This window comes from Absicoccus intestinalis, assembly GCF_033971885.1.
In the GTDB taxonomy this organism is placed as follows: domain Bacteria; phylum Bacillota_I; class Bacilli_A; order Erysipelotrichales; family Erysipelotrichaceae; genus Absicoccus; species Absicoccus intestinalis.
Map to the genome: position 1 here is coordinate 1 of NZ_JALBUS010000007.1, position 13804 is coordinate 13804.

13 protein-coding genes are annotated in these 13804 nt (G+C 39.5%); 1 reads left to right on the forward strand and 12 read right to left on the reverse strand.

The annotated features are described in order from the left end of the window. Window positions 1-121: 121 nt before the first annotated feature. Genes MOZ64_RS05685 through mraY form a run of 3 tightly spaced genes read right to left on the reverse strand, consistent with a single transcriptional unit; the run spans window position 122 to window position 3248 of the window. Window positions 122-946, reverse strand: a complete 825-nt coding sequence (locus tag MOZ64_RS05685) for an undecaprenyl-diphosphate phosphatase (protein WP_320325623.1) — start codon at window positions 944-946, stop codon at window positions 122-124. A 3-nt stretch (window positions 947-949) separates the two neighbouring features. Then, window positions 950-2266 (reverse strand): UDP-N-acetylmuramoyl-L-alanine--D-glutamate ligase, encoded by a 1317-nt coding sequence (murD, locus tag MOZ64_RS05690; protein ID WP_320325624.1) that lies wholly within the window; start codon window positions 2264-2266, stop codon window positions 950-952. A gap of 1 nt (window position 2267) precedes the next feature. Continuing rightward, window positions 2268-3248, reverse strand: a complete 981-nt coding sequence (mraY, locus tag MOZ64_RS05695) for a phospho-N-acetylmuramoyl-pentapeptide-transferase (RefSeq protein WP_320325625.1) — start codon at window positions 3246-3248, stop codon at window positions 2268-2270. Window positions 3249-3396: 148 nt separating this feature from the next. Between mraY and rpmB the strand changes: the two genes are divergently transcribed. Beyond that, window positions 3397-3588, forward strand: a complete 192-nt coding sequence (gene rpmB / locus MOZ64_RS05700) for a 50S ribosomal protein L28 (RefSeq protein ID WP_128519675.1) — start codon at window positions 3397-3399, stop codon at window positions 3586-3588. 39 nt (window positions 3589-3627) lie between these two features. On the opposite strand, the gene MOZ64_RS05705 is transcribed toward rpmB, so the two are convergent. The 9 genes from MOZ64_RS05705 to priA are packed head-to-tail and all read right to left on the reverse strand — an operon-like array spanning window position 3628 to window position 13752. Further along, the gene (locus tag MOZ64_RS05705; RefSeq protein WP_320325626.1) at window positions 3628-4851 is read right to left on the reverse strand and encodes a DUF308 domain-containing protein; all 1224 of its coding nucleotides are present in this window, start codon (window positions 4849-4851) and stop codon (window positions 3628-3630) included. A gap of 13 nt (window positions 4852-4864) precedes the next feature. Beyond that, a complete protein-coding gene (locus tag MOZ64_RS05710; protein WP_320325627.1) occupies window positions 4865-5470 on the reverse strand; it encodes a thiamine diphosphokinase in 606 nt (201 codons plus the stop codon). Continuing rightward, entirely contained in the window at window positions 5467-6129 is a 663-nt protein-coding gene (gene rpe / locus MOZ64_RS05715) for a ribulose-phosphate 3-epimerase (protein WP_320325628.1), read from the reverse strand. The genes MOZ64_RS05710 and rpe overlap by 4 nt, the downstream gene beginning before the upstream one ends. Next, entirely contained in the window at window positions 6119-6970 is an 852-nt protein-coding gene (gene rsgA, locus MOZ64_RS05720; protein WP_320325629.1) for a ribosome small subunit-dependent GTPase A, read from the reverse strand. Before rsgA ends, rpe begins: the two co-directional genes overlap by 11 nt. Window position 6971: 1 nt before the next feature. Continuing rightward, a complete protein-coding gene (pknB, locus tag MOZ64_RS05725) occupies window positions 6972-8633 on the reverse strand; it encodes a Stk1 family PASTA domain-containing Ser/Thr kinase (protein WP_320325630.1) in 1662 nt (553 codons plus the stop codon). Window positions 8634-8635: 2 nt separating this feature from the next. Beyond that, window positions 8636-9373: a Stp1/IreP family PP2C-type Ser/Thr phosphatase gene (locus tag MOZ64_RS05730; protein ID WP_320325631.1), complete on the reverse strand. Its 738-nt coding sequence runs from the start codon at window positions 9371-9373 to the stop codon at window positions 8636-8638. Then, a complete protein-coding gene (gene rlmN, locus MOZ64_RS05735; RefSeq protein WP_320325632.1) occupies window positions 9370-10416 on the reverse strand; it encodes a dual-specificity RNA methyltransferase RlmN in 1047 nt (348 codons plus the stop codon). The genes MOZ64_RS05730 and rlmN overlap by 4 nt, the downstream gene beginning before the upstream one ends. A 26-nt stretch (window positions 10417-10442) precedes the next feature. Beyond that, entirely contained in the window at window positions 10443-11645 is a 1203-nt protein-coding gene (gene rsmB / locus MOZ64_RS05740; protein ID WP_320325633.1) for a 16S rRNA (cytosine(967)-C(5))-methyltransferase RsmB, read from the reverse strand. Between the two features lies 1 nt (window position 11646). Further along, the gene (gene priA / locus MOZ64_RS05745; RefSeq protein ID WP_320325634.1) at window positions 11647-13752 is read right to left on the reverse strand and encodes a replication restart helicase PriA; all 2106 of its coding nucleotides are present in this window, start codon (window positions 13750-13752) and stop codon (window positions 11647-11649) included. Window positions 13753-13804: the final 52 nt, after the last annotated feature.

Here is a 13804-nt window from a genome sequence, read left to right on the forward strand (position 1 = left end):
CGCCTCTTTTAGAGGCAGCATGTAACGGGGTTGCGACTGGCGAGGTTTCAATGGTCGAAGGACCTGCGCAACAACAGGCCCTTATAGGGCATTCAATACCACTAATTTTTATTAGTGGTTTTTATAAGATATAGAAGAATAGGATAATAAAGCAACCTAAAATGATGCGATACCAACCAAATACTTTGAAATCATGGTTCTTTACATAATTTAATAATGCACGAATCGCAAATAAGCTGACAACATAACTCACACCGGTTCCTACTAGTAATAAAACCAATTGAGATAGTGTAAACATGCCCGTATGTGTCAAGTATTTAACAACTTTTAATAAGGAAGCACCAAACATGGTTGGAATCGCTATAAAGAACGAATATTCACTTGCCAAGGTACGTGAACAACCCAGCAATAAACCACCCAAAATGGTAGCCCCAGAACGAGATGTTCCTGGAATCAATGCAAGACATTGGAAGAAACCAATTTCTAAAGCGGTTTTATAATCCATACGATAGATACTTTTGATCGTTGGTTTTTTCGGATGTTGCTCCACAATGATAAAAATGATACCATACGCAATCAAGGTGACTGCAATCACAAAGTTCTGTGATAAATATTGGTCGATGATGTCATTCAACAACAAGCCAATCACGGCAGCAGGAATGACACCCACGATTACTTTGATCCATAAATTATAGGTCCGGACCTTTTCTTTTTCACTTTTTGATTTATCCCAAGGATTCAGACGATGATGAAATAAATACAATACAGCTAAAATGGAACCAAACTGAATGACAACTTTAAATACATCAAAGAATTCAGCTGGTAACATCGGCCAAATACTATTGAAAATCAATAAGTGGCCGGTACTACTAATTGGCAACCATTCTGTAATACCTTGAATGATACCCAAACAAATTGTCTTGATAAGATCAAATAGAAAGGTCATAAATTATCTCCTTGTTTTTGCGTAGGCATGAACCATATTTTTGAAAATTTCACCACGCACTTCATAATTTTTGAATTGATCAAAACTTGAGCAAGCCGGGCTCAATAAAATCGTGTCGCCTGGTTTTGCAATCTTACATGCTTCCGCAAAAGCTGTTTGCATCGTTTCTACCGATGTTTGATGCGTGAAAATATCTTTAAATTGATCTTTAGTTTGACCAAAAGAGAAACAATGCTTGATCTTATCATCGTATTGTTTCAGATCATCAAAAGAAATATGTTTATCTTTACCACCACATAACAAGATCACATTTTCTTTAAATGCACTCAAAGCTGCACAGGCACTATGTGTGTTTGTCGCTTTGGTATCATTATAAATACGTACCCCATCAATGGTATCGACATATTCAATTCGATGTTCCACACCTTTAAAGTTTTGGATCACAGCTTGAATATCATCGATTGATACCCCCATCAAATAGGCCATACAAGCTGCCATCATGGCATTGCCACAATTAAATGCACCTACGATTTTCAGATCCGCCACATGAAATAAAGAAAGATCCTGATACCATGCTTGGCCATCTTTGACATATAAATCGACATCTTCTCTTTGTAAAGAAAAATCAATGACTTGGCAAGGAATAGGTTGCGCATATTTCATGATGTTTGGATCATCCACATTGCGAATAAAATAATTATCTTTGGTCGTATTTTTGTAGATTCGCATTTTTGATGTGTAATAATCTTCTAATGAATCCATATAATCCAAATGATCAGGAGCTAGATTGGTAATCGTAGAAACAAAAGGACAGAACGTATCGATTCCTAATAATTGGAAATTACTGAGTTCCAAAGCAACGCGTGTATCTTGATCATCATGCAACAAAACTTGCTCACTCAATGGAATCCCAATATTCCCAGCACTCAAAGCAGGACCTGCCTTCTTTAACATTTCATACAATAACGTAGTGACCGTAGTCTTGCCATCGGTTCCGGTGATCGCACCATAATGAAAATGCTTGGCAAAACGATAAGCCACTTCAATTTCGGTATAGACCGGCACCTTTTCATCGACAAAATATTTGATGATAGGCACACGATACGGAATGCCCGGATTTTTGACCACAAATGCATAATCCGTATGCAATAGCCAATTGGGATGACCACCATCGATCACTTGAATACCCAAATCTTCCAATGCTTCTTTTTCAGGAACTTCTTTTGCGTCGGTCAATAGGACCTCATATCCATTTTTCTTCAATAATTTACTAACGGCAACACCCGATCGGGCTGCTCCAATCACAAGAACTTTTTCCATCTTACATCACTCCTATGATAAATCCAAGAATCGATAAAACAACTCCAGCCAGCCAAAATCGATGGACCACTTGCGTTTCGGACATACCACCTTTTTCAAAATGATGATGTAGAGGGGCCATACGGAAAATACGTTTGTGCGTTCGCTTATAATGGGTGACTTGAATCACAACACTCAATACTTCAACAACGAATACCCCACCAATCAAGATCAATAAGATTTCTTGTTTTAAGACCATGGCCATGGCCGCAAAGAAACCGCCTAAAGCCAAAGAACCGGTATCTCCCATAAAGATCTGTGCGGGATGTTTATTAAATTTTAAATATCCAAGCAAAGAAGCAATCAACAAGACAATCAAGAAAGCAATATGATCCATCTTGGCCCGTTGAGCAAAGATCACAAAAGGCACCAAGGCAATGATCATTTGGCCGGCACATAATCCATCCAAGCCATCGGTTAGATTGACGGCATTGGTTTCGGCTGTAAACATGAAATAAATGATCACAAAATAGAAAGGGCCTAAAGGAATGTGAATGTTTGCGATGGGGATCCAAAGATCCATTGCAACATCGGTTTGCATATATAACAAAAAGAAAACAATGGCTAAGACACTTTGTAAAGCAAACTTAGCCCCTGGCTTTAATCCTTCATTGTTCTTTTGTACAACAATGATATAATCATCGATAAAACCAATGATCCCATATCCAATAAAAGCTAATAAGATAATGCCAGATCGCATATCGATAGGTACCCAATGGCAGAGAGCAAAAACCAAATAAACCACGGTAGGTATAAGAATAAAAGCAATACCTCCCATCGTTGGTGTACCATTTTTCACTTTATGAGAAGCTAATCCCTCTTCTCTTTCGGTTTGACCAAATTTGATCTTATGTAGATAAGTGATCAAATGAGGCATGATCAAAAGCATCAACCCTAAACAAAGAATCGCACCAAATATATATGTATATATTGAAATCTGCATATTTCCTTCTCCAATCGACGCCGTTATTATAACATTATACGAATATCCAAACAAATTAAATTTCTACTTGAAATACCAATAAATCAATGCTAATATTATTAAGCAATTGCGTAAGCAAGATTCAATGAGAAAAAGGAGGCCAATCAGGATGTCAAGAAGATGTGCAGTATCTGGACGTGGTCCTTTATCAGGAAATAGACGTTCTCACTCATTACGTGCTACTCGTCGTAAATGGAATGTGAATTTACAGAAGGTTCGAATCAACGTCAACGGAAAACCTCAGACAGTTCGCGTAAGTGCTCGTGAATTGAGAACATTGAAGAAACAAGGCGCTATTTAATAAGGACAAAAAAATGATGGATGAAGATCCATCTTTTTTTTATGCAGCGATATGTATCTTACGATAAACGATGGGACTTTTTGACTTTTTGAATTCATGCTCCAGCCAGACAAAATAAGCACCCGGTGAAACGACACCTCTCAAATTTAATATGGCCGATCCTAATTTAGAAAATACCATATTGGTGAATTGCGCACAATTATCGCCCAATGCCCAATAGGTTTTAAACTTACCATTTATGATCTTATAAAATTGGACTTGCGTTGCATTACGCAAACGACTAGGATAATCATTCATATAATCTTGTGGATGAGAAAAGCCATTTTCTCTTTCAATCGCGCATAACCAAATTTTGGAACGTTGCTTGAGTGCCTCGATTTCATGTTCGATCCATTTGGCTTGTTTTTGGTTCACATGGATACCATATTCAAAAACAGAATTCTTTTCGGTATGTAGCATTTGTTTTAAATATACGTCAAAAGGAAGCATAAAAAAGACACCATCACCCATGGTTCCATTTAATTTTGATGATGCGATATCGTAATTACCGTAGCTATACACACAATCTTTGTAAGCAAAAGTGATATGTCCCACTTTCTGCAAGCCTTTTGGACCCACATGCACCATTACTCTTAAATCCGTTGTCGCATCGGTCTTCTTATCCGTTCTTTCGGTCTTATCTTGTTTTTTTAGACGTTGAATATACTGACCCGGTAAAAAAGCCAATACAATAGCTGGTAACATTAAATAATGTTTATGTTGCCAATGATAATCCGAACGAATACCCAACCAGCCATCTAAGAACGAACGCCCCGCTAAAGCGATACAATAGAGGCCAAACAAAAGAATCAAGACATTCACATCAAAGTTTTTATGAAAGAAAAGATAACTCCCAATGACTAAACAAAAGATTCCATTTCCTAGATCGACCAAAGAATGTCCTTCCTTGGTATGGATATCGATGAAAAATTGAACCAAACAGCTAACACAATACATCCACATATAAATCGCTGTGCCTAAGCGAACGATCCCATTTGAAAAATATTGATAATTGGAAATGAAAAAAGCAAACCCAATCGAAAGCAGACCCCATTCAATATCTATGACCTTTGGATGCCTCCCCGCTTTCAACAACTGTTTTGTACCATTAATAAAAAAGATAAAGACCATGAATGCATCAATCATCTTTAGCATTCGAAGTGGCCAAACAATCATAAAGATACCACAAAACAGATAAACCAAGCCATATGCAAATTCTTTCATAACGATCTCTTTTCTATTGAAAATTGGATTCTACACAAAGTAAACTTCCCTTTTCCACAACGACATGTGCCATTTTATCGACAAATGAATTGGATGTCAAATAGAGATCGCTCGGTTTGATCAAACGATGTGTTAATGGATACAATAACCCATCTAAAGTAAGGATAGATTCTTCCAAAGGAAAAAAAGAAATATGCCGATAGGCATTTTCAAGAAGATGTTCCCCTTTTTGAAGGATGATTACCTTTTGTTTTTCATCTTGCAGAATGACACGTTCTGGATCCTTTTTCAACAATTGAATATTCAATAATGTATGATCCAGACGACTGGATAGACCACCCCATAAAATAATGGTTGGATATCCTCTTTCCTTACATAAACGAATGGCCAGTTCACTATCGGTTTCATTCTTTTTGACTGGGTGTACAATGACTTCCATTCGCTTTTTTAACGAAGCCAAAGCGTTGGCATCCATCGAATCAAAATCACCAATCGCCAATCGACAATCATAACCGGCTTCTTCGATCAATAAAGCACCGGCATCAACACCAATGTAATCGACATTTTCCATGTGTGGCACCATGCGTGATTTTGGTGTAATTAAAAGCGCTGTTTTCATTTCAACAACGCCTTTACATTTTCAGCAATATTTCCCTTAAATACAAAACTACCAGCAACCAGTGTGTCAGCACCGGCGGCAACCGCTTTCTTGTAGGTTGTGCCATTAATTCCACCATCCACTTCAATTCGATACGAAAGATGGAGTGCCTCTCTTTGTTGGGCCAACCACTTGACCTTTGGCATCATATCTTCCATGAAGGATTGACCACCAAAACCAGGCTCAACCGTCATGATCAAAACCATATCACAACTCTTTAATACAGGTTGGATGATTTCTATATCCGTCTTTGGCTTAACAACCACACCAGCCATGGCACCTAAGTGATGAATTTCATCCAACAACGATCGTACTTTGTTCATATCATTATCCAATGCTTCCACATGGAAGGTAACCATATTGGCACCGGCATCAATAAAGATGGGCGCATATTTAACGGGATCTGAAACCATTAAATGAACATCCATAACTAAATCGCTCAACTTACAGAAACCTTTTAGAATATCGGGTCCAAAGGTAAGGTTGGGAACAAAATGTCCATCCATGACATCAAAATGCAACCACTGCGCTAAAGATGCATTGAGTTGTGCGACTTGTTCTGGCATTTTTGAATAATCCATCGATAATACCGATGGCGAAATAATACGACTATTTTCCATACTGTTTTTCCTCTCTTTTTATTTGTATATAATCTTCATAAACACTGGGATTGATCAAACCGTGTTCCAAAGCTTCCTTTATAGCACAACCTGGTTCTTTTTCATGCCGGCAATCGGAAAACCGACACTGACCGACATACGGTTGAAAATCCTTGATGAGCGTATCTAGATGCGATACATCGATTCGTGAAAAATCCAAACTAGAAAAACCTGGCGTATCGGCTACCCATCCATTCGCAACTGAATGAAGCTGGCAAAACCGCGTCGTATGTTTTCCTCGTCCTAAGGCCTTGGAAATTTCTTGTGTCTGTAAAGAAAAGGAAGGATCCAACCGATTCAATAAAGAACTCTTTCCAGCTCCCGATTGACCGCACAATACACTGATCTTATCTTTCAATATCCTCTTCAAATCCATATCATCACTACCTGGATAGGTATAAATAAGGGTGTAGCCTGCTTTCTCATACCATGCCATTTCGGTTTGATACTTGGTCATATCAACAAGATCCGACTTCGTAATACAAATGATTGGTTCCACATGCGATAAACTAACCAAAAAAATCAATCGATTTAATAAATGACAAGAATAATCCGGATCTTTCATGCTGGTCACGATCAACGCTTGATCCACATTGGCAATAGCTGGTCGCAACAAACGATTGGTTCTGGGTATGATCTTTTCAATCACATACCGATCATGGACAGCTGAAAATTCAACCCAATCACCGACAACCGGGGCTTGTCCTTTTCGCATTTTTCCGCGTGGCCAAGCCACAACAAACTGATTTTCATATTCGATTGTATATTGATTCGAGATGATCTTTATAATTCTGCCTTGCATACTACTGATAATACAGTGTGACCACACTGTCTGATCCTTCCTGTGTATATGTTGATCCCACACTTGGGCTTACGCCTACAACGATACCGGTATCGCCACTTCCCGATAAAACCACCGCAATGCCTTGATCATTTAAATACGTCTTGGCCTCATTCACATCCATACCAATCAAAGACGAAGGAATCACGATAGTGGGATTTTGACTTACCACAAACTGAATCGTTTCATTCGCATTTGGATCAATACGAGTACCTGCTTTTAATTTCTTTTGCGATAAGATAACACCTGGATTGGTATCGGCCGCGTTTTTATATTTGACTTCAATATTGAGTTTCACGCCCTCTTCATCCAAGGTGTTTTCGGCTTCAGCAAGAGTAAGTCCGGTAAAATCTGCTACAAGATACCCAGGTCCTTTGGAAACCTTCAAAACAATAGTATTCCCATGATAGACCGATTGTCCAGCATCATAGTTACAAGAAATCACCTTGCCTTTATCTACCTGATCACTTAATACTTTTTTGATCGTGATATGGGTAAAGCTTTTGGCTCGTAATTTCTGTTTGGCTTGCGATGTAGAAAGATTCACAACATCCGGCACTGTATAATATCCCAATAAACCATCCACCTGAATGATATGTCCGGCAACTAAACCCAATAATATGATCAAACAGATGATAAGGATGACAATGGTACGAATGATCCAGGTAAACCATGGAAATGGCTTCTTCTCTTCTATTTCGATGGGCTCATCCGAATATTCCACTTCCACATGTCCATCATTCACGTCGACTTTAGCAATATTTGGGGTTGTGAATGTGATCCGTTCGACATTGCGCATTTCCCAATTCATACAATTTTGAAGATCTTCTAACATCGCCAAAGCCGATGAATAACGATCTTTTGGATCTTTGGCGGTTGCTTTTAAAATAATATTTTCTACGGCTTGAGGAATCGTTGGATTAAAATCACGCACATAAGGCATAGGCTGCCGCAAATGTTTGACGGCAATTTCCGTTGGCGTCTTCCCATGAAAAGGAACATCCCCTGTCAATAATTCATAAAATACGATCCCCAAAGAATAAATATCGACTTGTGCCGTTGCTTCTTTCCCCTGCGCTGTTTCTGGCGCTAAATAATGAGCCGAACCCATAACGGCATTATTTAAAGTCAATTGAACAGCATCATTGGCAATCGCAATACCAAAATCAGTGATCTTGACTGTTCCGTCGTCTTTAACCAACACATTTTGTGGTTTGATATCGCGATGGATGATATTGTGCTTATGCGCATGATCGATAGCACTGGTTAATTGGGTCATGATCTGAATGGATTCACTGACACTCAAAGCACCACGCTGTTGGATCAATTGTTTCAAGGTTCGTCCACGGATAAATTCCATGACAATATAATGCATGCCATCGGACTCACCTACATCATAGATATCAACGACATTGGGATGTGACAAACGACTAGCCGCACTGGCTTCCCGTTGGAAACGAACCAACGTCATGGCATCATGACTTAATTTTTCGCGTAATATTTTGATTGCGACAATTCGATTTAAAATGACATCTTTCGCTTTATAGACATCAGCCATCCCCCCTTGACCGATCAGCGAAATGATCTCATATCGATTGGCAACTTCTTGTATAGCTAATGGCATATTTACAACCTATCATTTTCAACAATGACAACCGTACAATTGTCATATCCACCAGCCCGATTGGCTTTCGAAATGAGTGCCTTTGTTTTTTCTTCCAGACTCATTTGTGGATCTTCGACAATATTTTGGATATCTTTATGGGAGACATATCCATGTAGACCATCACTCGACAATAATATATATTGAAAGGTGTTTTCTATCTTATGTAGATCAATTTGAAACACATGCCAAACCCCCAATGCATTCGTTAATGTATTTTTTTGTTTATGCCAACGTGCTTCTTCTTTGGTGATTTCACCTTTACGCAACAAACGACTCACCACATTGTGATCCTCTGACATTTGGATCAATCCTTCCGCATAATCCGCGTATACACGAGAATCACCCACATTAAAAATATAAGCAGATTTTTTGGTCATCAGAAAACCAACACATGTCGTTCCCATGCCACGTTCATTTTTATTGTGTTGCGCTTTATAGTAAATTGCATCATTGGCCTTATTCAAAGTTGTCTGGATCCATTCATCGACTTCATAATCATGATCCAATACAGGAGACTGGATAAAAGCATCACGAATGGTATGAACGGCAATATGACTGGCTACTTCACCAGCCGCACTGCCACCAATACCATCACAAACAACCGCAATACAGTCACCACGATCATTTTCCAGGTAAAAGAAATCATCTTCATTTTCTTGACGTACATTACCTATGTCCGTACTTCCAAATGCTTTCATTGACCCAATCCTTTCTTGATTTCATTGATTCGTAATTGCCCACAAGCCGCATCGATATCTTGTCCATGTTCTTTGCGAATCGTACAACGAACATTATTTTTCATCAAAAGATCATAAAAAACCATCGCTTCTTGTCTGGTCACACTTTTGAATTGTTTCTCATCCACGGAATTATATGGAATCAAATTGACATATGCATTCAATCCATGGAGCAGTTGTGATAATTGTCTTGCATGTTGTGGCTGATCATTGACACCTTTTAATAAAATATATTCAAATGTCAAACGACGATTGTTCTCTTGACCATAATATCGAATGGCTTTCATCAATTCCGATAAGGGATACGCTTGATTGATGGGCATCAATTTGGATCGTAATTCATCATTGGGTGCATGCAAACTAATGGCTAAGTTATATTGGGTGTGTTCATCCGCAAATTCATAAATGCGTGGAACAACACCACACGTAGAAATCGTGATATGACGTGACCCAATCCCTAAGCCACGATCATGATTCACAGTGGCTAAAAAATTCATCACATTCTCATAATTATCAAAAGGTTCTCCGGTTCCCATCACGACAATGTGGCTTAAGCGTTGTCCTTCTTTATCCAATTCTCGTTGAATATTCAAAAACTGGGCAACCATTTCCCCACTGGTCAGATTGCGTCGTTTTTTGGTTAGACCACTCGCACAGAAAGCACAGCCCATGTTACAACCCACCTGACTTGAAACACAAACACTTCGGCCATAATCAAACACCATCATAACGGATTCCAACAACGAACCATCTTCGGTTTGAAAGAGAAATTTGGTGGTGCCATCAAAAGACACTTGTTTTTTAACTACCTTCAATGGATCGATCACAAATCGTTCCTTTAAGATTGATCGTGTTTCTTTGGATAAATTGGTCATCGCATCCACATCGGTCACTCGTTCCCGATACAGCCACTGAAAGATCTGATGACCGCGAAATCGCTTCCATCCCATCGATTGTGCGAAATCACCCATTTGTTCATAATTCAAGTCGTATAAGCTTTGCATGCTGCCTCCTTTGATACATTTCAATATTATACCAAATTCTTGCTTTTTTGCATCTTTGCCATAAAAAAACCATCATGCATTGAATTTGGAAAAATCGTTTTTTGCGACAATAAAATAAATTCTGGATGTGAAGCCAAAAAACGATCCACTTGTTTTTCATTTTCTTTCTTATTGAGCGTACAAGTCGAATAGACCAGAATACCGCCATTGACCACATGTGTACTGGCACAAGAAAGAATTTGTGCCTGTAATGGGATCAATGTATCCATATCACTTGGCTGCATATGAAGTTTAATGTCTGGTTTACGTGCCAATACACCATATCCACTACAAGGAACATCACATAAGACCTTAGAATACATGCCCAATCCATTCAATTTTGTCGCATCACCCACTTGTGCATGAATGCAAGATAATCCCAATCGTTTGGCATCTTGTTGGATCAATTGAACACGGTGCGCATGAATATCGATACAATCGATGTGTCCTTCATCCTTCATCCTTTCTGCCATGGCCATCGCTTTTGTTCCCGGTGCACTGCAACAATCCAATACCCGATCTCCAGCTTGTACATCCATAAATTGGGCAATCGCTAAAGAGCCGCGATCCTGGACACTAATCTTTCCTGATATATATAAGGGATCGGATGTGATATCATGGCCGATATAAATATCCGGACTTTTGATCGTTTTGTATTGTGCGATCTCTTCTTTATCCATGCGTAATGGATTACATCGAATCGTCACTGGCAAGATCTGACAAGAGCAGCGAGCCATGTTTTCGGCTTGTGTTTTTCCATATTGTTTGGTCCACATTTTTACGACCCAAGATGGACACGATGTTTCAAACGCAATCGGATCCTTTTCATTTTCCAGTGGTTTTACTTGATGAAGGATCGCATTCACAAAGCCTTTCGATCGAGGTTGTATCAAACCGGCTAAATTGACCGCATCATTGATGATAGCATAAGCCGGCACTTTATCTAAAAACAACAATTGATAGGTGCTCATGGTCAATAAAACGGCGATTTTGTCATTGACTTTGCGTTTGGCATAGATTTGCCAACACGCTTCGCAATACGACCAACTTTGGATCGTACCATAAAATATCCGTGTGGCCAGATTTCGATCTTTTGGATCACACGATTTTAAATGTTTCCGCAAATATAAATTTGAATATTCTCCATGTAGTTTGACTGCAATCAATGCACGTAAGATCCATTCTCGCATTTTATTCCTCCAATAATATCGGATACATATTGATATCGACATTTCCCTTCATGGCTTTCGCAATCTGCCATACACAATCATGCAAAGTGTTTTGATTCCTTGCTTTTAAGACCAGACGATAGCGGACCTTTTTCTGTCGCATGGATATTTCCACAGGACCTAATACTTTTACCGAAACCGCCATTGCTTTTGCTTGGGATGCTTTTTTCATCGCTCGAGCTGGATCACTATCCGAAAAAATCAACGTGCACATGTATACGTAAGGTGGATACATACCAAGATGACGAAATTGCATTTCTTGTTTAAAAAATCGTTTATAATCATGATAACGTACACAGCGCATCACATATTGATCCGGATCAAAGGTCTGGATATAGACTTCGCCTTGCTGGGATTGCCGACCAGAGCGTCCCGAAGCCTGCTCCAATAGATCATAGGCTAATTCATTGGAAGAAAAATCCAATCGAGCTAAGCCACTATCGGCATTGATGATCCCAACCAGACTGACACGGGCAAAATCCAATCCCTTCGCAACCATCTGGGTTCCTAATAAAATATCGCCGGATCGTTCAAATTCTTGTAACAACTTTTGATGGGCCTTTTTTTTACGAGTCGTATCTGCATCCATACGAACGACATGGGCTGATGGAAAAAGCGAATGAAGTTGTTCTTCAAGTTTTTCGGTTCCCATGCTCGACTGATAGAAATGATGTCCGCCACATGTAGGACAGCTATCCGTATACGCAAAGGTCCTCCCACAACAATGACACATCAATACATGATCTTTTTTATGATAAGACAAAGCCAGCCCGCAATCAGGACAGGTCATGGTCTGGCCACAATCCATACAGCGCATGATGGGCAGATATCCTCTGCGATTTAATAATAAGATGGTTTGTTCCTGATGCGTGAATCGAGTCGAAATCGCATCCAACAAATCTTGGGATAAGCCTGCCTGACTCTTTTGGGTCTTCATATCCACTAAGTGGATCGTTGGCATCGAAACGGAAATACGATGGGTCAATTCAACCAAATGATAGACCCCTTTATAGGCACGGGCATACGAATCCAAACTTGGCGTGGCACTGGCCAGCACCACTTTGCATCCATGATACTGAGCACGCCATTTTACGATATCACGCGTATGATAACGAGGCATATTTTCTTGTTTATAGGAAGCATCGTGTTCTTCATCCATCAGGATCAGGCCTAAATTTGAAAAAGGCATGAAGACGGCTGAACGAGTTCCAATGACAATGTCCACTTTATTCTCTTTTACCAGACGGTATTGATCATATTTTTCCTGCGCATTCAATTGGGAATGATAGATCGCAATTCGATTTCCAAAACGGGCCGATACGCGATCGATCATCATGGGTGTAAGACCAATTTCTGGTACTAAGAAAAGAACTTGTTTGCCTGTTGCCAAAACTTGCTGGGCAAGTTGTAAAAAGACTTCGGTCTTTCCCGAACCGGTCACACCATGTAATAAGAAAATCGTATCGGATGATGTCGAGATCGTGGCGACGGCTTGTTTCTGTTCCGGTGTCAAAGTAAAAGCATGATCTGGATGGGTAGACACAATTTTTGACATGCCTTTTGGTCTTTGTTCAACCATAATGTATCCCTGGTCGATCAATCGTTGCGTCATGGTGCGTGATCGTTTACGCAATTGGGATAGTTTACATGGAAAAGATAGGGAAGCTAAAAAAGCAGCTTGTTTGGGTGTTAAAGAACCCGATCCCTTCCCTGCCATAGCCCATTGTTCATAAACGATCGGTCGATGGGTCGAGGATGGTTTCAAGGCTGGTGGCAACATCGTTTTTAAACAGCTTATTTTTGAAGTCACATAATGATCGGCCATCCACGAGGCAAGCTGAAGCAATTCTGGATCCAACAAAGGTTCGGGATCCAATACTTCAAGTACTGATTTCACATTTTCTAGATCACATTGATCACAAATCGCATCGACAAAGCCAATCAAAGTTTGATGGCCAAAGGGCACTTTGACACGACTTCCTATGGATACTTCCTGATCGGTTTGATACGTGAAGGTTTGATTTAGAGATAAACTATTATGTTCGATATAGACTTGCACATAATTCATGATTTTATTATCTGATTTGTGAGTAGAACTGTCAAATATCATGACAAATGAT

Bases quoted from the DNA above. Each gene is read 5' to 3' on its own strand.
- pknB (WP_320325630.1), bottom strand. From the start codon at position 8,633: ATGCCATTAGCTATACAAGAAGTTGCCAATCGATATGAGATCATTTCG.
- MOZ64_RS05685 (WP_320325623.1), bottom strand. From the start codon at position 946: ATGACCTTTCTATTTGATCTTATCAAGACAATTTGTTTGGGTATCATT.
- rpe (WP_320325628.1), bottom strand. From the start codon at position 6,129: ATGGAAAATAGTCGTATTATTTCGCCATCGGTATTATCGATGGATTAT.
- priA (WP_320325634.1), bottom strand. From the start codon at position 13,752: ATGAATTATGTGCAAGTCTATATCGAACATAATAGTTTATCTCTAAAT.
- murD (WP_320325624.1), bottom strand. From the start codon at position 2,266: ATGGAAAAAGTTCTTGTGATTGGAGCAGCCCGATCGGGTGTTGCCGTT.
- rsgA (WP_320325629.1), bottom strand. From the start codon at position 6,970: ATGCAAGGCAGAATTATAAAGATCATCTCGAATCAATATACAATCGAA.
- MOZ64_RS05705 (WP_320325626.1), bottom strand. From the start codon at position 4,851: ATGAAAGAATTTGCATATGGCTTGGTTTATCTGTTTTGTGGTATCTTT.
- rpmB (WP_128519675.1), top strand. From the start codon at position 3,397: ATGTCAAGAAGATGTGCAGTATCTGGACGTGGTCCTTTATCAGGAAAT.
- rsmB (WP_320325633.1), bottom strand. From the start codon at position 11,645: ATGCGAGAATGGATCTTACGTGCATTGATTGCAGTCAAACTACATGGA.
- MOZ64_RS05730 (WP_320325631.1), bottom strand. From the start codon at position 9,373: ATGAAAGCATTTGGAAGTACGGACATAGGTAATGTACGTCAAGAAAAT.
- MOZ64_RS05710 (WP_320325627.1), bottom strand. From the start codon at position 5,470: ATGAAAACAGCGCTTTTAATTACACCAAAATCACGCATGGTGCCACAC.
- mraY (WP_320325625.1), bottom strand. From the start codon at position 3,248: ATGCAGATTTCAATATATACATATATATTTGGTGCGATTCTTTGTTTA.
- rlmN (WP_320325632.1), bottom strand. From the start codon at position 10,416: ATGCAAAGCTTATACGACTTGAATTATGAACAAATGGGTGATTTCGCA.